Origin of the sequence: Candidatus Liberibacter asiaticus, from assembly GCF_000590865.3 — a bacterium.
Taxonomy (GTDB): domain Bacteria; phylum Pseudomonadota; class Alphaproteobacteria; order Rhizobiales; family Rhizobiaceae; genus Liberibacter; species Liberibacter asiaticus.
Genome location: NZ_CP010804.2, coordinates 1,100,987 through 1,120,738 on the forward strand (window position 1 = coordinate 1,100,987; position 19,752 = coordinate 1,120,738).

Consider the following 19,752-nt stretch of genomic DNA (forward strand, 5'->3'; position numbering starts at 1 on the left):
TGTATCACTACAATCATTGAATATCGAATGTATTATTTCAAAAAAACGGGTTTTACACCAAGCATTGAAGCAGATCTACGAATGATATTCCCTACCATAGGAGCTACATTTATTCCAGCAGTAAGCTGATTGCGTTCTTTGATTTTTGGAGAATCCATGAAACTCAACACAATATACTGAGGATCAGTTGTAGGAAAAACTGCTAGAAAAGAATTAAAATTCAATGTGTCTGAATAACGTTTTTTAATAACTTTTTGAGCTGTACCAGTTTTTCCTCCTACCTCAAATCCTGGAACAAATGCTCGTCTTCCTGAACCACCTGTCACTCCTTCACGCAATAAGGAACGCATTGTTTTTACCGTATTCTTTTTGAGAACTATACGCGATACTTTCTCCGATTCTTCACGGCTGCGGATCATAAAAGTTGGTGGGATCAATCTACCTTCATTAATAAGAGCAGCAGCGGCAACTGCTGTTTGCAATGGTGTCGTCGAAAGACCATGCCCAAAAGAAATCGTCAACGAATGAATTCTTTTCCATTGTGATGGATAAGAAGGTGCTTGAATTTCAGGTAATTCGGTTTCTAGTTTAGATAATAAACCTAATCTATATAAAAATTCTTTGTGTCCCTGAATACCCATAGCATCAGCAATTTGAGCTGCTCCGATATTAGAAGAATATCGGAAAATTTCCGGAATAGTCAAAATACGATTTTGTGGATGATAATCATGAATAACATGTTTCCCTACTTTAATGGGATTACGGGTGTCAAAAAGATCTTTTACTGTAAACAAGCCACTATCAATCCCCATAGCAATGGTAAAGACCTTAAAAATTGATCCCATTTCAAATATTCCATAAGAAATACGATTGAACCATCCTTCTTTTTTTCCTTTAAATGCCTCATGTGGGTCGTAATCAGGAATAGAGACCATAGAAATGACCTCTCCTGTAGAAACATTTAGAATCACGGTACCTACTGATTCCGCATTATATTTTTTCTTATTCTCCACTAATTCTTGATGAACTATATTTTGAATACGCAAATCAAGTGCTAATCGAATGGGTTGAAGATTTTTCTCGCCTTTATTGGTTGTAAAAACACGAGTCAATCCCTGCATATCAAGAAATTTTTCAATCCCAGTAATACCACGATTATCGATATCCACATAACCAACCACATGTGATGCATGAGAGGCAGCAGGATAAAAACGACTTTTTTCAAGACGAAAACCCACTCCTGGCAATCCAAAACTTAAAATACGTTTTTGCTGTTGTGGAGATAATTTACGACGCAACCATTGAAATTTTGTTTCAGATGATAATTTACGGCGAATCATTTCAGAATCAAGATTCGGTAATACGATTTGCAGTTTTTCTATAATCTCATCGGGAGAAATAACCTTATGTGGTTCAACATAAAGGGAAAAAGTTGGTATATCCGTTGCTAATATTTCCCCATTTCTATCAATAATATCAGGACGTGACATGCCGTATTCATCAATATTCATTGAAGGAGCAATAGGTTCAGGATGTATGTTACCATATTGTATTATTCTAATTGCAAGAATAATATATATAACAAGACACACAACAATAGTCATGCCAATGCGATTTTTGCTGTGTGCAATAACCTTGCGACGTCTTTTTTGAAAAAGATCCTGTCCATCCTCCATATGGCATCCTTTTTGACAAAGATTATGTCCGCTTTCCATATTCCGAAAAGAAATATTAGCACTGTTATGCGACATATTCATATTATGGTTATGCAATATACCCATGGAGAAAAACATTCGAAACTGTGATACAGTGATAAAAGGAAAAATCATTCTAGAAGTATAACCTCCCCACTCGCAAAATCGATAAATTCATTGTTGTTGCACAATTTCTTTTCGATGTTGGCGCCTTTCTACAGTTCTCTTGGGTAAATTAGAACGATTTTCAGGCAAAAGAGTGTGCTTTTTTAACCTCGCTAAATCATCATAAGTAATTAAATTAATTGGATTAGTTGCTTGTAATTGTAATTCTTTTTGATAAAGAGAGACTAGATCTTTAATTCGATCAGGTTGAATTAGTAGCGCCCATTGAGCTTTTAGCAAATCAATATAATTTTGTTCTGAGGTAATTTTATTTTCTAGGATTCTTAGTTTTTCCTTTTTCCCCTCTGTTTCATGTTTAATGGAATACGTAATTGTTATAGAAGCAAGGACAACACCGAGTATAATGAAATCCAATGTTTTGAACATGTCATCCCCTAAATTGAGAAAGTGTGGGTAACCGAGGCAAATGTACAAAGGAATCATCTTCTATTGATCGCTCTACAGTACGCATTCCTGCACGTAATTTTGCAGAACGTGAACGTCTGTTAAAGGCCACATCCTCTTGAGTCGGTACTACCACTTTTTTAGTGATGGATTGAAAAACGGCAGGATGAGCATTAGAAGGAATCATATGACGTACAGCCATTACTTTTCCTGAGCGACTGGCAAAAAATTTTTTAACAAGACGATCTTCCAAAGAATGGAAAGAAACAACTATTAATAGCCCTCCAGCTTTGAGTGCTTTTTCTGCGGATCGCAAGCCTTGCGCTAATTCTTCTATTTCATTGTTAACAAATATCCGCAATGCTTGAAACGAACGAGTAGCAGGGTGAATACGGTTATTCTTACTAAAATAAACAGTCTTTTGGATGAGAGAAGATAAATCTTGTGTCGTTTGAAAAGGAGCAGATTGACGACGTTTTACAATAGCATGTGCAATGCGAGAGGCTTGTTTTTCCTCTCCTAAAATTCCTAAAATACGCGTCAAATCTTTCACATTAGCTTGATTGACAACATCAGAAGCTGAAATCCCAGAACAAGACATGCGCATATCTAAAGGACCAGACTTTTGAAAAGAAAAACCTCGATCTCCACAATCAATCTGCATGGATGATACCCCTAGATCAAAGACAACACCATCAACGCCCTTATCTGGCACATAATCTTGCAATTGAGAAAAAGTTGCTTGAAAAAGAGAAAATTGTTCTTTGTAATCTCGCATGGTTTCTTGTCCACAAGATACTGCGAATGGATCACGATCTAATGCAATGACGTTGGATCCCATTTTGCAAAAAGAACGACTGTATCCCCCAGCACCAAATGTCGCATCCAAAATAACCTTTCCTGGAGCAGGATTAAGTAGTGCTATAACCTTTTCCAAAAGGACAGGAACATGGTCACCGATTGTATGATGAATAGCCGAAGACATCGTTTTACAAGATTTGGATTCCATAGTATATCCCAACGTATCTTTCATTTTTGTAATAGTTGACGGCAGTATTCATTTCTTGATTCTTCTTGTAATTTTCTAAAAGTCTGCGGATTCCATAATTGAAAATAATTCCCTCTACCCACAAAAGTAACTTCATTTTCAATACCCGTGAATACGCGAATAAAATCTGTCATAAGGATTCTTCCTTCTGAATCCATTTTCAAGAAAATCCCCCCTCCATGCACCAATAAGGACAATTGATTAGCTTGTATAGAAAATGGATTATATTCTGCTATTTTTTGCTCAAAATACTCAAGTAGATCACTATTGCCAACACTAATCGCGGGGAAAAAAAAATCTTGGAAACAATATAAATCGGTAATACAGCGTTGTGCTAAAATCGTTCGAAAAACAAAAGGAACAGAAACACGTCCTTTGGAATCTATTTTCTGCGTTACGTTTGATAAAAAACGGCTCATACCATACCCTATATTACCCAACGACTCAACACCTCAATAAAAAGGTTCATTATGGGATAACATGGGAAATTTTGGGCGTCAATGGAAATAGTGAACTATATAATTGAAAAACAAAAGAAATAAGTGACATATTCCCAAAATTATTAGCATCAGAGCTATATTGAAATAGTCATACGAAACAAAGCTATTACTCTGATTTCAATGATGCCAGAAAACTGAGAATTTTTAGAGGAAAATCATCTTCATGAATATTTTAGAGAGTAAAATCAATAGAACCAGAAAAAATATCTTCATCAACGAGCAGAATTAAAAATTATGCTATCCAGTTAGATATCCCACTTATATGTACTCATTGCACAATTATTAAGATTATGAGACTGAGAACAATTTATTCCGATTAGTGAGGTCACTATTGCAAATATACAATGGATTATTATATAGTCCGCAAAGACGTTGGTGAAATACATTACAAAACGAAGCTGTCTTGTGAAAATATTTCATATATCGTAAAAAAATTCTTATTATCAGGTGCATATATATCGCTTGATTACAGGATATTTTAACGTAGATAGCTGAGAATATGGAGAGGTTATTGATCTTAAGAATCATGCATATTTGTTTTAATCTTTTGCCCAAATGCGCGCAAAACGCACCTTCTTGTTCTAAGATAGTGATGTGTTATAGCCGTTGGTTTCTGAGAAAAGTGTAATTCGATCAATGTTGTGCACTATAGTCCCCACTGTTCCTTATCAAGATCAAAAACCTGGAACGTCGGGATTGCGAAAGAAGGTCAGCGTTTTTCAGCAGAATTCTTACACAGAAAATTTTATCCAAGCTATTTTCAACAATGTGGATTGTGCAGAAAAGACGCTTGTTGTTGGTGGCGATGGTCGCTTTTATAATCACATTGTAATACAAAAAATCATCAAGATAGCCGCGGCAAATGGTTTTGCTCGCATTATTATAGGAAAAGGAGGAATCCTCTCAACTCCTGCCGTTTCTCATCTCATCCGCAAGTATAAAGCTTCTGGAGGCATTATCTTAACTGCTTCCCATAATCCTGCAGGTGCCACGCAAGACTTTGGCATAAAATATAATACGAGTAGTGGTGGCTCCGCTTCTGAACAACAAACAGAAGATATTTTCGAAGAATCAAAAAAAATCACTTCTTATCAAATAATAGAAGCCAATGACGTCGATATTAACCATATTGGCACCAAAGAACTAGCCAACATGACTATATCCGTTATTGATCCTATCGAAAATTACGTAGCGTTAATGGAAAATATTTTTGATTTTGATGCAATTCGCAAACTTCTTAGCTTTGGATTTCGCATTGATATTGATTGCATGAATGCCGTGACTGGCCCTTACGCGAAAGAAATCTTAGAAAGAAAACTTGGCGCCCCTACTGGTTCAGTACGTAATTTCATTCCTTTAGAAGATTTTGGAGGATGCCATCCTGATCCTAATCTTATTCATGCGAAAGACCTATATGATCGAATGATGATGCATGATAGTGCTGATTTTGGAGCTGCTTGCGACGGAGATGGCGATCGCAGCATGATTCTCGGAAAAGGAATATTTGTAAATCCATCCGATAGCTTAGCAATCATGGTTGCCAACGCAGGACTAATACCTGGCTATGCTACTGGCTTGGTAGGTGTAGCACGTTCAATGCCAACCAGCGCCGCCCTTGATCGCGTTGCCGAAAAGCTTAACTTAAAACTATTTGAAACTCCTACTGGTTGGAAGTTTTTCAATAACCTACTCGAAAATGGCATGATAACTATCTGTGGAGAAGAAAGTTTCGGTACGGGTTCAAATCATTCCCGAGAAAAAGATGGTATTTGGTCTATTTTGTTTTGGCTCAATATTTTGGCAGTTCGAGGAGAAAGCCTATTAGATATCGTCCATAAACATTGGGCTACTTATGGTAGAAATTATTATTCTAGATATGACTATCTTGGTATTCCTACAGAAAAAGCACAAGATTTTATGAATGATTTCCGTTATAGACTAAAGAATCTAATAGGGAGTTCGTTTATTGGTCAAAAAATAAAACAAGCCGGTGATTTTGTTTATACAGATTCTACCAATGGTAACGTAAGTGACAAACAAGGCATACGTGTTGTGTTTGACAACCATTCTCGAATAATCTACCGAATATCTGGAACAGATACAGAGAATAGTACCCTTCGGGTTTATATTGATAATTATGAACCAGATTCATCAAAACATTTAAAAAACACACAAGAAATGCTGTCAGATCTGGTAGAAGTGTCTCAGCGAATTTCATGTTTACGACACTATATAGGACATACAAATCCCTCGATTGCCTCATGAGTTTATCCATAAGAAGCGTCATCGTAGACCATTTTCACATAAGATCCTTTTCCTTTCGATTCTGAAAAGAAAATCCTATTCAAGGAAACACTTTCACATATAGCGATCAATATGATCGGAAGTAATATTAAAATTATCTTTAATTCTTTTTTATTTACTGAACATAGAAATAAATTTAAGAACACTTCTCACATTATGGAAAATTCCCCCTCTTAATGCCCTCTATTTTTATCGCTTTGCCTGAAACAATACGAAAAATTACAATATAGAGAAAAAATACTCACGCATACATAGTATATTTTTACTATAAAACAAATTGATAGTTGCAAATTAATGTTCATTGATATTATCTAGAAGATAAGTTTCTAGTTAAATTAGAAATAAATACATTGTTTTATTTCTAATCGCCTCGTCATCAGGCGACTTCTAATAGATAAATTATGGAATACAGCTAAATTGATTTTTTTATGCAACGATAGTAAAATATCGCACAACTTTTGGTTTTGTTTAAAAAACCGAAAAGGTATCGTGGCTATCATGACCGCAATTATAATTTCGGTATGCTTTTTGTTTATCACCTATGCTATCGATTTAGCGCACATTATGTACATACGGAATCAAATGCAATCTGCTTTAGATGCTGCTGTTCTTTCTGGATGTGCATCTATTGTATCAGACCGAACAATAAAAGATCCGACGACAAAAAAGGATCAAACAAGTACTATCTTCAAAAAACAGATCAAAAAGCATCTAAAACAAGGATCTTATATAAGAGAAAACGCAGGAGATATTGCACAGAAAGCGCAGATTAACATTACCAAGGATAAAAACAATCCATTACAATATATAGCGGAATCAAAAGCTCAGTACGAAATACCCACAGAAAACTTGTTTTTAAAGGGTTTAATTCCCTCAGCACTGACTAATTTATCACTTCGCAGCACTGGAATAATCGAAAGATCTTCTGAAAATTTAGCTATATCAATCTGCATGGTACTTGATGTCTCACGCTCTATGGAGGATCTATATCTTCAAAAACATAATGATAATAATAATATGACATCAAATAAATATCTTTTACCCCCCCCTCCCAAGAAGTCTTTTTGGTCTAAAAATACTACCAAGTCCAAGTATGCCCCTGCTCCTGCTCCTGCGAATAGAAAAATCGATGTTCTCATAGAATCCGCTGGTAATCTTGTGAATTCGATTCAGAAGGCTATACAGGAGAAAAAAAATCTGTCAGTACGAATAGGAACAATCGCTTACAATATAGGTATTGTTGGGAATCAATGTACACCACTTTCAAATAATTTAAATGAAGTAAAGAGCAGATTAAACAAATTAAATCCATACGAGAATACTAACACATACCCAGCTATGCACCACGCCTATAGAGAGTTATATAACGAAAAAGAATCTTCCCACAATACTATAGGATCTACTCGCCTAAAGAAATTTGTTATATTCATAACGGATGGAGAAAATTCCGGCGCCAGTGCTTACCAGAATACTCTCAATACACTCCAAATATGTGAATACATGCGTAACGCAGGTATGAAAATCTATTCTGTTGCTGTTTCTGCCCCACCAGAAGGACAGGATTTATTGCGTAAATGCACTGATTCTTCAGGTCAGTTTTTTGCTGTTAATGATAGTCGTGAATTACTAGAGTCTTTCGACAAAATAACAGATAAAATACAGGAACAAAGTGTGAGAATTGCACCTAATAGATAAAAAACGTAGGTCTTATGCTCATTGTATAATCAAAATTTTAGACTTAGACATAGGAGTAAGTACTTACAATAACCAACATTAATGAATGAATGGTCTTCCTTATCAGTTTAGAATACAGCCTTAACAATAAGTAACATAAACCGAAAGATAATGATTAAATATATAAATAATAGAGCAAAGAAACGTCTATGACTCACTGGTCGACACAACACGATTAACATAATCAACGCTAGATTCATTAAAGAATCAATTACAAAATCAACATGGCGACTATGCTGACACCATAAAATAATAGAATCTATAAAAGAAATAAAAATAACTATATTTCTTCCACGAAGAAGAAGTTTTGTGGAATTTTTCAAGATCATCGACATCCTCTACCGATTAAAAAAACATAAACACTATTGTTCGCATGATACGCTATTATCATTAAATAAATGCATAAAAATTACATTATCGTATATGATTCTCATTAATGATTAACTTCTATACATCTTATTGAGAACGAAAAATACAGCGATTTTTCATTAAATTTTTATTATTGTTTTCTTATATTTATTTCATTAAGAGCATGATATAAAGTAAAAAATTAAAAAACATCTCAAATATAAAAGAACAAAAAAATAGATAGAAACTATCTTTAGCTTTCCTGTAAAATAAAATATCGACTTTTCCAAAGTAGCAGATAATCTCTGCATATGAAAATCAATACCACATGCACATGGAAATTATTTATCCTTTGAGGATTACACTATATTTACGGTGAACCATCAATTGAGAAATATTCTGAAATACATGAATAAGAGAATCAGCATTCACCACATTGTAATGATATTCAGGAGAACTCACACATGTTTTTAAGAGTCTCTGACCATTAGGAGATGCATTGATAGAGATAGTCACGATTTTTATAAAGTTTTCCTTAGCCTTATCGCATATTTTTATGGTATTGACATTGCTTTTAAAATTATTATTTTCTCCGTCTGTTAAAAATATAATAAATTTTTGAAAAGGAAGAGAAGGAATTTTTACTCCTTGACGAAAGAAATTAGTAAAAAAAGATCTTTTCTTATCAGAAGTCAGAATTTGGTATGCTTGCTTCATTGCGGGAGTCGAATCCGTTGGTTTCAATATAAGGGAATCCATATCTCGAGTGACATATTGTCGGACTTTCTCTGTTCCCCAGGATGGTTCTATATTCTTTTCAACACGCGTTGTATATCCTATTAATCCCATATAGACATCCTCTTTCACATGAGATAAAAGATCTATAGAATCAAGAAATAGAAGCAGAGCGTTTTTGAGTGCTGCCATTTTAGTACGCTTTTTATCTTGACAAATGGGAGCGGAATTTACATCTTCTGGATCAGAATTCATCGCACAATGCATTGAACCAGAAAGATCCACAACTAGTTCTATAAGGAAAATAGGACGCTCTCCCATCTCTATTCTCAAAAGAGCGGGAATAAAAGATACAATTTTTTGATTATATCTTTGATTTAAAAGATGTTCTATAAATTGAAGACGATAATCGTAAGATGTCATCACATCCATATTATAAAAGATTGTATTATTTGAAGAATCAAGGCGATTATTTGCCATATGAGTCATAGAAATACGAGAACTATTTACAATATTCTGTATCTCTGTATTATAAAATACAGCAGAATATCCGGACAAAGATTCTTTAATATGGTTTTTAATAAATCTTTTCGCATCATCTATCAAAGCTCTCTTTGCATGATTTGAAATACTTTCAAATCTATCACCTAAGCGACTTAAATTTGATACCATTTTTGATGCACCAGCTAAAATAGCAGCATTATTGGCACTTTCCATAGAATTTTTTTTATAATGCCAATCCAAAACATATATTAAAAATCCTATAAGCAGCAGGAAAGACATAACGCTCAAAGCAAAGATTATAGAAAAATTCGCTTTTTCAGAAGCAATACCTTTTTTAAAATAAAAACGGAATCTACTTAATAAATGCATTGGCAAATCTTTTATTGGAAGATGAAAAATGAAACTATCTATTATTATCTTACAAGAGAATTTGTTCAAATAAATCACGATTTTTGAGGAATAAATATCAATATATCTGTAATAAATGAATTATTATAATAGAATATAAGTCACTGATTAAAAATCGTTTTTTATCAATTTACAATAGAATTAAAATAATATAAAAAGATCTTGGGTATATCGTGAGAGATTCGCAAATGCGAGAATATCTTGATCCTTCTTAACAGCAATGGTTCAAAGCCATATTATTTATCAACCTCTTATGAATTAGAAAAAATATCTGAAAATTATCAGCTCTCTAAAATAGTTTCCTTATTATTTTTTTTGAGAGATCGATAAATTTAATGAATGAAAAGGAAAAATAAATGAATGGTGGCTTGCCATCTAAGTTACAAGAAAATTCCAAAAGGATAGACACTATTTTAGATGATTTGTTGTTGCAGACAGCCTCTCATATGCAAACACAACATAATGATCGCTTACTCTCTGCCATCCGTTACGCTCTCTTGGGAGGGAAAAAAATACGTTCTTTTCTCGTCACTGAATGTGCTTCATTATTTAACGTAAATCATTTAACAGCATTGCGTGTTGGTGCTGCTATTGAGTGTATCCATTGTTATTCTTTGATTCATGATGATCTTCCTTCAATGGATAATGGATATATTCGCCGTGGTAAGCCAACAGTACATATTCAATACGATGAAGTCACCGCTATTATTGCTGGCAATGGTTTGTTAACCTATGCTTTTGAAATCATTTCCTCTCCAAAAACTCAATTAAAAGATAATATACGGTCTCAGTTAATGCTTTCCCTAACACATAATATAGGGTTACAAGGCATGCTTGGCGGACAAATGCTAGATATTCAAGACGAATTTATCGATGAAACACAGGTGTTCATGATACAAAAAATGAAAACTGGAGCACTCATGTGCTTTGCTTGTGAATCAGGAGCTATTATGGCGCACGCTAGTCAAAACGAAAAAGAGCGATTGCGTTGTTTTGGAGAAAACTTAGGAATTATTTTCCAATTAGCTGACGACTTACTTGATTGTGAAGAAGATCTCCAAAAAATAGAAAAAAAATCAATACAAAGTGCCGTTACCAAAAAAAATAGTTTTGTCAAAATTAAAGGGAAAAAGTGGATAAAAAAAGAAATAGACCGCAGAAAGCAACAAGTAATTGAAATAATAAGCCCATATGGGGAAAAAGCACAATCTTTGATAGAACTTGCTCATTATATCTCTTGTAACAATAAATAAACTTCATTCTACAATATTTTTTGTAGTAAATATTATAACTTTAAAAGAAAGCATGAGTTCATAGCGAGCGATGCATTATACTCAAAAATTAAAAAAATATGAGAGGAAATATAATTATGCGTCGTCTCCTTAGAGATTTAAGGAAAATATTTTTTTCAAAATATCTATTTTTCGCTCCATTCTTTATTCTTTTTTCCTACTATTTTGTAATTTATCCTTTTCGCACGGAAGATCAATCCGCTCTTCGTGTTGGTACAGATGGCATTTATCCTCCCCATAGTTTTCATGCTCAAGACGGCAGGGGTGAATTAACAGGATTTGATATTGATCTTATCAAAGAAGTAGCTCATCGCCTTAATCTAAAAGTAGAATTTTTTGAAACAGCAGTGAGTGGCCTTATCACTGGACTGGATACCAATCGTTATGACGTTTTAGTCAATGTCGCTATTACACCAGAGCGACAAAAAAAATATGATTTTTCCATTCCTTATATCGCACATCGTGTGTTATTGGTCGTTCGTAGTGATCAACAGGACATTCGTAGTTTTAAGGATCTTACCGACAAAACAGTGGCTCAAATACTTGGCACAGATCTTTCGCGATTTGCCAAGGAATTGAAATCCCACCTAGTATTTAGTCATAATTTTGAACAATCTTTACAATTATTATTAAGTAAGCGCACCGATGCAACTATGATACCCGATATTCCTTTTTTCAATTTTTTAGAACGTCGTCCTCATGACGGCAATCTCTTTAAGATTGCCGATCGTATGAAAGATAACAGTGCTGTCGCTTTTATGATGCGAAAAGGAAATAATAAACTCACACGATCTATTAACGAAATCTTGTGCGCAATACACTTAGACGGTACTTACAAAAAAATATTCGATAGATATTTTGACAAAAACATTATATCAAGTGTACCTGGTTGTTCTTCATAATTGAAAAGCTGTTGTTTCGGATTACAATTTTATGAAATATGAATGGTTCAATTTAATTATCGATTCTTTCCCACAACTGCTCTACGCTGCTATTGTGGTTACATTGCCGATTGCATGCATCTCTTTCGTCATAAGTCTTATCATAGGTTTTTTTATTGCAGTTATCCGAATTTTTTTTTCAGATACCATAATAAGTTTAATCATGCACTTTTATGTATGGATTTTCCGCGGTACTCCCCTTCTAGTCCAATTATTCGTAATTTTTTATGGACTACCTCACATAGGTATCGTCTTTGATTCCTTCGTTGCGATCATTATCAGTCTTACACTGAATTTTTCTGCTTATATATCAGAAATAATACGTTCTTCTATAATATCTATTCCCAAAGGACAGTGGGATGCTTCGTATGCCATTGGATTAACAAGGAAGCAAACCATACGTCATATTATATTGCCGCAGACTATTACTACATCTGCTGTGCCTTTATCAAGTGAGTTCATATCGATTCTAAAAAGCACTTCAGTGGCTTCCACTATCACTATTCCAGAAATTTTTCAAACAGCACAGCGAATCGTATCAACCACTTACCAACCTCTTATCATCTACTGTGAGCTAGCATTCGTTTATTTAATTTTGACTTCATTCTGTTACATCATCCAAATAAAGATAGAATCTAGCGTTACACAACATACATACTCTGTCGATAAGTAAGTCGATAAGTAAACAGTCAGCATAAAGAGATTACCTTGTAAGAATATGATTCTTCATTGAAATATATTATCGCAAAAACATCTAAGATATGTTCATGGAGTTTAGAGATTCATGCCAATTCCTGTATATGTAATCAGTCTTCCTTTCTCTCATGCAAGACGCGAAAAATTCTGTCATCGTGCTGCCCGTATTCACCTTCAGTTTTCTTTTTTTGATGCTATATATGGAGAAAATAATCCTATTTGTAATAGGATATTCTCTCATCAAAAGCGTCAATGCCAATTTAAACGTTTGTTATCTCTTCCTGAAATTGGTTGTTATATAAGCCATATTCATCTTTGGAAAAGAATTGCATATTCTCCTGCTATAGGGGCAATTATTTTAGAAGATGACGCGGACTTTTCAGATGAATTTAGCCAATTACTCCCGCATTTAAGCAAATGTGATATAAATAATATTCTCATCAAGTTTGACGCATTACGTAAAAAACCTAAAAAAGACAGTTATTTATGTACGCTTCCAGGAAACTTCGATATACATCAACCTAGAATATTATCTCCTCGGACTACTGGTTATTTCATCGGAAAAGAAGCGGCTATTCATCTTTTAAATGTTCGTAAAAACATTTATCGCCCTATTGATATGGATATGAAACATTGGTGGGAACATAATATTCCTTCACTTGTAACAGAACCTGGCGCCGTATATGAAGCTATCGATACAAATGATAGTACTATTGAAGAGAGTCGCTTAGTAAGAAAGCCTACTTTTTCTCCCTTATATTTTTATCGCAACACATGCTATCAGTGGAATTTACACTATAACGCCTGGAGAAAAGATCTGCCTCCTGTCTCCACCACAAAATTTTTACCTTCTTCTTCGTCTTCCCTGATTAAATCATGATTGACTGATAAGATATTTGTTGTGCTTGAACTATCTATTACTTATTGAGAAGATGCAATTAATTTTCGCAAAAGGTGATGCAAATCTTCTTGAGATAATTGAAAAGAAGAATTAATCCATTCTTGTTTACAATGAACCAGAATATTCCCTACTTTTTTTCCTGGAGGAATGCCATATTTCACAACATCATCTCCTGTTAATGGAAACAAGGGTTTTTTCCAATGTATAATATCTGACAGTACTTGCAAAATAAAACAAGTGTCCTGATGAGTAAGATTGTTATAATGGAGAGCTAAAAATATTTTTAATTTTGCTATCATTACCTTATCACCATAAAGATAAAATAATTTTTTAATTTCTGGTATTGAAAGTGTTTTCTGATTAAAATTACAGTTAAAAAACGAAATCAAAAAATATCTTATTTCACGAGGTAAGCTAAATTTTTTAGCCATAGATAAAATCGATTTCTTGTCTTGCCAAGAAATCAGAACAATAAAACGTAGTAAAGAATCAATCTTCCATTCGAATACTTGCTCTGCCTCAATAACTTGTGATAATTGGTCAAGGGATATTTCTTGCACGTCGAGAAATATTTCTTTAAATATCCCCCCATTGTACATATGTACAATGGCATTGAGGGGATTTTTTGCTTCTAATAGCTTATTTATTTCTGACCATATACGTTCAGAAGACAGAATTTTTAGACCTTTTTTAGCTTTTATGCTCGCTACTAATCCATCAGAATCAATATTCTTCTCACCATAATGTGCAAAAAAGCGAAAAAAACGAAGAATTCGCAAATAATCTTCTAAAATTCTATGATGCGCATCACCAATAAATTTTATTGTACGATTCCTGAGATCATTCAATCCCCCAACATAATCAATCACCTTACCCTGTTGATCTGCATATAAAGCATTGATCGTGAAATCTCTTCTTAAAGAATCAGCCTTCCAATCACGGGTAAAGACAACTTTGGCATAGCGTCCATCAGTAATCAGATCACTTCTCAAAGTTGTAATATCAAAATATTTTTTACGGCATATTATTTTAATTGTTCCATAGCTAATACTTGTTGGGATAACTTTATATCGTGTCTTGGAAAAAATTCTCATCACACGATCGGGGAGAATAGTCGTAGCAATATCAATATCTTGTACACTCAGGTTCATTAAACTATCTCTCACTGCTCCTCCTACAATACAAGACTTATCTTCGCCTTTATTAAGTAACGAGAGAATATTTATTAAATCAGAATCATGAAACCATTTGTGCTGAACAATCGATACCATATCATTACAATCCACTACAATTGATCATGTGCTGAAAAAAACTAAGAAAGTAAATACTAGTTCAACAGAGCATGAATCAATCGTCAAAATCACATTATGATATTTTAAAAACGCGTACAATACCATACAATCAATGACGCGAACGACAGGTGATCATGACCACTCTTAAAAATATTATCCAAGAAAAAACACGGAACTCAGAATCGGTTAAAGAGCGCAATTATACCACATAATCGATTTAGATCACCGAAAATTTCAGGATCATTAGGATAGAATAAACCTCTTTTTCATTGATTTATCAACATCTATACAGGTTCAGACTTTGATTGAACCTCAGATACAAATGACCGAACAACACGAACTCGCACATTTTCGGCTATTTCTACTTCAAGTTCTAAATCATCAATAACTCTCACGACTTTCCCAACAATTCCTGCTGCTGTGACTATAGAGTCTCCCCTGCGCAAATTACGCAACATCTCTGCACGTCTTTGTAACTGTTGACGTTGTGGCCGAATAAGCAGAAAATACCATACCACTGCCAAAACAAAAAACAAACCAGCCATTTCTAAAGGAGAGGTCGCAGAAGTAATTGCAGGAGCATCTGATTGTGCATAAACTGTTGTAAATATCATAAAATAATCTCCTAAAAGTACAAACAGTAACATAAGTAGGTATTTATATAAAATACTGATATCAGTTACAATCACTTTATAACCGCAATTTCATCTAAATATTGACAACACTGTTAGCAGAAGATGACCAAGGGATACAATGAGATATGTACTTAACTAAGAAAGCATCGTTTTTGCTAAAAATATTTTGATGCGGTATAAGGTATAGTATAATAATACGCGGATAATTTGTATCTTTTATTTTGAAAATCTTGACTGGAGGGATCATCCTCACTTACATTGTCTATCAAGAGTGTTACTGTGAAAGATAAAAATATGATTTCTTCTTCTAAAGTGCGTGTACGCATTGCTCCTTCTCCTACTGGGGAACCCCATATTGGAACGGCTTATACGGCTCTCTTTAATTATCTCATAGCTAAAAGAACGGGGGGAAAATTTATCCTTCGTATTGAAGATACTGATAGTAAACGTTCTACATTAGAATCCGAAAATGCGGTTATGCAGTCTTTAAAATGGTGTGGTCTCAATTGGGATGAAGGACCTGATATAGGAGGAGCATATGGGCCATATCGTCAGTCAGAACGCAAAAATATTTATCAGCCTTATGTACAAAATCTTCTGGAAAAAAAGCTCGCATTCCGTTGTTTCTGCTCAACGGAAAGACTAGAAGAGATGCGGCGGGCGCAACGCAAAAGAAATATTCCTTCGCGATATGATGGTCACTGTCTCAAGCTTTCAAGTCAAGAAATAGAACGTTTATCGCAAGAACAAAAGAAACATGTCGTACGTCTTACAGTTCCTAACCAAGGATCGTGTGTATTCCAAGATAAAGTATATGGAGAAATGGAAATTCCTTGGAATGCTGTTGATATGCAAGTGTTATTAAAATCAGATGGAATGCCAACATATCACCTAGCAAATGTTATTGATGATCATCTCATGAAAATAACGCATGTCGCACGAGGAGAAGAATGGATTTCTTCAGTCCCCAAACATATACTGCTCTATCAATATTTCAACTTCCCTATTCCCGAGTTTATCCATTTACCACTCATAAAAAATCCCGATAAATCTAAATTGTCCAAACGGAGAAATCCTACATCTATTTCCTATTATTCAGCAATGGGATATTTACCAGAAGCTCTCATTAATTTCCTTGCGCTGTTATTTGTACACAAAAGCGAAGATGATGATGAACTCATGGATATGCAACAACTCATTCATCATTTCGATCTTCATCACCTATCAAAAGCAGGCGCTGTTTTTGACAAACAAAAGTTAGATTGGTTAAACGGTCGCTGGATTCGAGAAAAACTTTCCACAACAGAATTCTTATCTCGCGTGTCCCAATGGATGAAAGAAAAGGATCGACTCACTCAAGCATTAACACTTGCGCAATCTCGCATTACGACCCTTTCTGCTCTTCCTCAAATGACAGACTTTTTGTTTAAATCTGATCTTCATTTAACAGCTGAATCTTTTAAAAGTACTGCTCTTTGTCCCGAAGAAATTATCGATATTTTAAAAACGACACAAGAAGAATTCGAAGTTATCCAAATTTGGAAAAGAGAGAATATTGAAACAGCATTGCGCAATGTTGCCCAACATAGAGAAAAATCTCTTAAAATTATCGTCAAACCTCTTTTCCTAGCTATAACCGGTTCTAAATACTCTTTACCGCTTTTTGATAGTATAGAAATTTTAGGACGTTCTGTTGTTTATTTTCGTCTAAGACATGCAATTGCATTAGTTTCTTCTCTCGTTCAAAATCATAAGAAAAAAGAACTGAAATGAATAATACTCTTACTCCCGAATCTTTATCTTCTAATTCTATCGAAGTTCGCTCTCAAAAGTTGAATATGTTGCGAAAATCTCTAGCAGAAGTTTATCCTGCCCATTTTCATCGTGATATAACAAATGCTGAAGTGCGTGAAAAATATTCTCATCTTCAAAATGATGAGAAATCACAAGATATGATTACTGTTGCTGGACGCGTCTACTCTTCCCGAAATTCTGGAATGTTTATGGATATTCACGATGCAAGTGGTAAAATTCAGATTTTTACTCATAAAGATACAGCCGATCAAGATTCGCAAAATTTATTATCTATGATTGATATCGGTGACATTATAGGAATAACAGGACAAGTACGTCGCACTAAACGTGGCGAACTCACAGTGAACGCACAAAAAATAATAATGCTCAGCAAAGCATTAAATTCTATCCCAGAAACATATTATGGATTATCTGATGTCGAAATCCGCTATCGTAAAAGATATCTTGATATTATAAGCAACTCCGATTCTAAAATACGTTTCCAACAAAGAAGCCTTCTTATTTCCCAAATACGCCATTTTATGGAAAAAAAAGGATTCATGGAAGTAGAGACTCCTATATTACAACCTATTTACGGAGGAGCTACCGCTGATCCATTCAAAACGCATCATAATATTCTAAAAGCCGATATGTATCTACGTATTGCACCCGAACTTTACCTTAAACGCGTTTTAATATCAGGACTGACTGACCAAGTATTTGAATTAAATCGTAATTTTCGTAACGAAGGAGTGTCCTCACGGCATAATCCAGAATTTACAATGATCGAAGCCTATTGGGCTTATACTGATTATCGAGATATGATGAAACTAGTCGAAGATCTTTGTCATAATCTTGCTAAAACTCTTCATGGTACAACAGATATTCCATTTGGAGAAAAAGTCATTTCTTTCAAAGCACCGTTTGCATGTAAATCTATGCTTCAGTTGGTCAAGGAAGCAACAGGACTTGATTTTATGCTTTTAAAAAGCGATCAAGAAGCACGTGTTGCAGCACAAAGTATTGGGATTACAGTAGAAAACGATGCTCTATGGGGTGAAGTCATGATGACAATTTTCGAAGAAAAAATCGAAAAAAATATTGTGAATCCAACGCATATTACAGATTTTCCCAAAGATATTTCACCTTTTGCAAAAGAAGTGGCGGGCGAAAAGCGTCTGGTAGAGCGTTTTGAAACCTATTGTAATGGATGGGAAATATGTAATGCATTTTCTGAACTCAATGATCCCGTAGAGCAACGCATACGCATGGAACAACAAGTTGAACAATCCCATCAACGTGGAGAACACACTATTCTTGATGAAGATTTTTTAGATGCAATGACCTACGGTATGCCTCCAGCAAGTGGATTAGGTCTTGGTATAGATCGCCTAATCATGCTATTGACCAATGCCCCTTCTATTCGAGATGTTATCCTCTTTCCAGCGCAGCGTGTGAAAAATGGTAGTCGGAAAACAGAATAAAGTAAGAAAATAAGAGTAAACTGGCATCTTATTCTAGAGTTTCTGGTAATATTTTTACACAAGGGTATAAAGGTATAAATACTACAGATATTTTAAAAAGAACATTTCATATTCTCTGAAGAAGAGATACGACTTTTCATTTAAAAAGGAAATAATTTCTTAAGCAACCCCACCACATGATGGATGATCCACGTCCTTAAAGCAGGGAAACTTCCTATCGGTAGTGCTATCGAGATAAACCCCTTGATGAACGCTGTGAATCCTTTAGCCGTAGTTAAGATAGTAAAAAATTCATCTATAACTGATTGCTGTTTATTAAATTGAGCAATCAGACAATCCACTTTTTGTTTCAACAGCGTAACTTCGCCTTTCATCTCAACAAACTCTACTCGTGTCACTCATTCCAAATTCTTGGACATTATTAGCTTCTCCGATATCTCGCAACGCTCGCAACTTGCCATCTTTTTTATTCACCACCTTTTTATGTGTTCAGCTAGTATTTCACTATTAATATAGAAGATGAATTATCTTTTGCCATCATCAAGTATAGTATTAGCGACAAATAAACGAATCTCCTCCTCTGATTAACAAGTTAATCAGGGAGATTGCCGTCCCTGCTACATCATAGTCCCAACGTATTTAAGTCGTCTATTAGCTAATGGATGATGTACTTATTCAAAGTATTCGGGCGAGCAAAGTCTAACACCAGCTTCGTCAATAAGCATTTGAGCAAAAGCTTTTCTATCTTTTCCAAATTCAAACACTTTCAATGTTTAAACAAAAAAACGAACCAAGATGAACATACGTAACCCGTGAATGTGTTCTAGTTTTAACACATGATCGCTAAAATACCAGTTTAATGGGGTTTACCC

General features: G+C 34.6%; 17 protein-coding genes. 8 read left to right on the forward strand and 9 right to left on the reverse strand.

What is annotated here, in order from left to right:
- Positions 1 to 32: 32 nt before the first annotated feature.
- The 4 genes from CD16_RS04990 to mraZ are packed head-to-tail and all read right to left on the reverse strand — an operon-like array spanning position 33 to position 3,731.
- A complete protein-coding gene (locus tag CD16_RS04990) occupies positions 33 to 1,829 on the reverse strand; it encodes a peptidoglycan D,D-transpeptidase FtsI family protein (RefSeq protein WP_015452934.1) in 1,797 nt (598 codons plus the stop codon).
- A gap of 39 nt (positions 1,830 to 1,868) precedes the next feature.
- Positions 1,869 to 2,246: a cell division protein FtsL gene (gene ftsL / locus CD16_RS04995; protein ID WP_015452935.1), complete on the reverse strand. Its 378-nt coding sequence runs from the start codon at positions 2,244 to 2,246 to the stop codon at positions 1,869 to 1,871.
- A gap of 1 nt (position 2,247) precedes the next feature.
- The gene (gene rsmH / locus CD16_RS05000) at positions 2,248 to 3,273 is read right to left on the reverse strand and encodes a 16S rRNA (cytosine(1402)-N(4))-methyltransferase RsmH (RefSeq protein ID WP_015824972.1); all 1,026 of its coding nucleotides are present in this window, start codon (positions 3,271 to 3,273) and stop codon (positions 2,248 to 2,250) included.
- A gap of 20 nt (positions 3,274 to 3,293) precedes the next feature.
- Positions 3,294 to 3,731: a division/cell wall cluster transcriptional repressor MraZ gene (gene mraZ / locus CD16_RS05005; RefSeq protein WP_015452937.1), complete on the reverse strand. Its 438-nt coding sequence runs from the start codon at positions 3,729 to 3,731 to the stop codon at positions 3,294 to 3,296.
- 720 nt (positions 3,732 to 4,451) lie between these two features.
- On the opposite strand from mraZ, the gene CD16_RS05010 reads away from it, so the two are divergent.
- Positions 4,452 to 6,077 carry an alpha-D-glucose phosphate-specific phosphoglucomutase gene (locus CD16_RS05010; protein ID WP_171816673.1) on the forward strand — a complete coding sequence of 542 codons (1,626 nt, stop codon included), beginning with the start codon at positions 4,452 to 4,454 and terminating at the stop codon, positions 6,075 to 6,077.
- A gap of 537 nt (positions 6,078 to 6,614) precedes the next feature.
- Positions 6,615 to 7,811, forward strand: a complete 1,197-nt coding sequence (locus CD16_RS05015) for a vWA domain-containing protein (RefSeq protein ID WP_015452939.1) — start codon at positions 6,615 to 6,617, stop codon at positions 7,809 to 7,811.
- Between the two features lie 107 nt (positions 7,812 to 7,918).
- Here the strand turns inward: CD16_RS05015 and CD16_RS05760 are convergent, their stop codons facing one another.
- On the reverse strand, positions 7,919 to 8,179 hold the full coding sequence (locus CD16_RS05760) for a hypothetical protein (protein ID WP_015452940.1): 261 nt from the start codon (positions 8,177 to 8,179) through the stop codon (positions 7,919 to 7,921).
- 364 nt (positions 8,180 to 8,543) lie between these two features.
- Positions 8,544 to 9,806, reverse strand: a complete 1,263-nt coding sequence (locus CD16_RS05025; RefSeq protein WP_015452941.1) for a vWA domain-containing protein — start codon at positions 9,804 to 9,806, stop codon at positions 8,544 to 8,546.
- A gap of 395 nt (positions 9,807 to 10,201) precedes the next feature.
- Between CD16_RS05025 and CD16_RS05030 the strand changes: the two genes are divergently transcribed.
- The 4 genes from CD16_RS05030 to CD16_RS05045 all read left to right on the forward strand — a co-directional run bounded on the left by CD16_RS05030 (position 10,202) and on the right by CD16_RS05045 (position 13,654).
- Complete coding sequence (locus tag CD16_RS05030) at positions 10,202 to 11,098, forward strand: polyprenyl synthetase family protein (RefSeq protein WP_015452942.1); 897 nt, start codon at positions 10,202 to 10,204, stop codon at positions 11,096 to 11,098.
- A gap of 116 nt (positions 11,099 to 11,214) precedes the next feature.
- Complete coding sequence (locus CD16_RS05035; protein ID WP_015452943.1) at positions 11,215 to 12,039, forward strand: transporter substrate-binding domain-containing protein; 825 nt, start codon at positions 11,215 to 11,217, stop codon at positions 12,037 to 12,039.
- Between the two features lie 31 nt (positions 12,040 to 12,070).
- Entirely contained in the window at positions 12,071 to 12,751 is a 681-nt protein-coding gene (locus CD16_RS05040) for an amino acid ABC transporter permease (protein WP_015452944.1), read from the forward strand.
- 111 nt (positions 12,752 to 12,862) lie between these two features.
- Positions 12,863 to 13,654 carry a glycosyltransferase family 25 protein gene (locus tag CD16_RS05045; RefSeq protein ID WP_015452945.1) on the forward strand — a complete coding sequence of 264 codons (792 nt, stop codon included), beginning with the start codon at positions 12,863 to 12,865 and terminating at the stop codon, positions 13,652 to 13,654.
- Positions 13,655 to 13,695: 41 nt separating this feature from the next.
- Here the strand turns inward: CD16_RS05045 and CD16_RS05050 are convergent, their stop codons facing one another.
- A complete protein-coding gene (locus tag CD16_RS05050) occupies positions 13,696 to 14,946 on the reverse strand; it encodes a CCA tRNA nucleotidyltransferase (RefSeq protein WP_015452946.1) in 1,251 nt (416 codons plus the stop codon).
- A gap of 305 nt (positions 14,947 to 15,251) precedes the next feature.
- A complete protein-coding gene (yajC, locus tag CD16_RS05055) occupies positions 15,252 to 15,581 on the reverse strand; it encodes a preprotein translocase subunit YajC (protein WP_015452947.1) in 330 nt (109 codons plus the stop codon).
- A gap of 318 nt (positions 15,582 to 15,899) precedes the next feature.
- Here yajC and gltX point away from each other — a divergent pair, with 318 nt between their 5' ends.
- Both gltX and lysS read left to right on the forward strand, forming a co-directional pair.
- Entirely contained in the window at positions 15,900 to 17,375 is a 1,476-nt protein-coding gene (gene gltX / locus CD16_RS05060; protein WP_040055335.1) for a glutamate--tRNA ligase, read from the forward strand.
- The gene (gene lysS / locus CD16_RS05065) at positions 17,372 to 18,880 is read left to right on the forward strand and encodes a lysine--tRNA ligase (protein WP_015452949.1); all 1,509 of its coding nucleotides are present in this window, start codon (positions 17,372 to 17,374) and stop codon (positions 18,878 to 18,880) included. Before gltX ends, lysS begins: the two co-directional genes overlap by 4 nt.
- 140 nt (positions 18,881 to 19,020) lie before the next feature.
- Here lysS and CD16_RS05070 read toward each other — a convergent pair whose 3' ends face one another.
- A complete protein-coding gene (locus CD16_RS05070) occupies positions 19,021 to 19,278 on the reverse strand; it encodes a hypothetical protein (protein WP_015452950.1) in 258 nt (85 codons plus the stop codon).
- Positions 19,279 to 19,752: the final 474 nt, after the last annotated feature.

Excerpts from the sequence above, each read along its gene's own strand:
- CD16_RS05015 (WP_015452939.1), top strand. The coding sequence starts at position 6,615 with ATGACCGCAATTATAATTTCGGTATGCTTTTTGTTTATCACCTATGCT.
- CD16_RS05025 (WP_015452941.1), bottom strand. The coding sequence starts at position 9,806 with ATGCATTTATTAAGTAGATTCCGTTTTTATTTTAAAAAAGGTATTGCT.
- CD16_RS05050 (WP_015452946.1), bottom strand. The coding sequence starts at position 14,946 with ATGGTATCGATTGTTCAGCACAAATGGTTTCATGATTCTGATTTAATA.
- mraZ (WP_015452937.1), bottom strand. The coding sequence starts at position 3,731 with ATGAGCCGTTTTTTATCAAACGTAACGCAGAAAATAGATTCCAAAGGA.
- CD16_RS05045 (WP_015452945.1), top strand. The coding sequence starts at position 12,863 with ATGCCAATTCCTGTATATGTAATCAGTCTTCCTTTCTCTCATGCAAGA.
- lysS (WP_015452949.1), top strand. The coding sequence starts at position 17,372 with ATGAATAATACTCTTACTCCCGAATCTTTATCTTCTAATTCTATCGAA.
- CD16_RS05030 (WP_015452942.1), top strand. The coding sequence starts at position 10,202 with ATGAATGGTGGCTTGCCATCTAAGTTACAAGAAAATTCCAAAAGGATA.
- CD16_RS05040 (WP_015452944.1), top strand. The coding sequence starts at position 12,071 with ATGAAATATGAATGGTTCAATTTAATTATCGATTCTTTCCCACAACTG.
- ftsL (WP_015452935.1), bottom strand. The coding sequence starts at position 2,246 with ATGTTCAAAACATTGGATTTCATTATACTCGGTGTTGTCCTTGCTTCT.
- CD16_RS05760 (WP_015452940.1), bottom strand. The coding sequence starts at position 8,179 with ATGATCTTGAAAAATTCCACAAAACTTCTTCTTCGTGGAAGAAATATA.
- CD16_RS04990 (WP_015452934.1), bottom strand. The coding sequence starts at position 1,829 with ATGATTTTTCCTTTTATCACTGTATCACAGTTTCGAATGTTTTTCTCC.
- CD16_RS05035 (WP_015452943.1), top strand. The coding sequence starts at position 11,215 with ATGCGTCGTCTCCTTAGAGATTTAAGGAAAATATTTTTTTCAAAATAT.
- yajC (WP_015452947.1), bottom strand. The coding sequence starts at position 15,581 with ATGATATTTACAACAGTTTATGCACAATCAGATGCTCCTGCAATTACT.
- rsmH (WP_015824972.1), bottom strand. The coding sequence starts at position 3,273 with ATGGAATCCAAATCTTGTAAAACGATGTCTTCGGCTATTCATCATACA.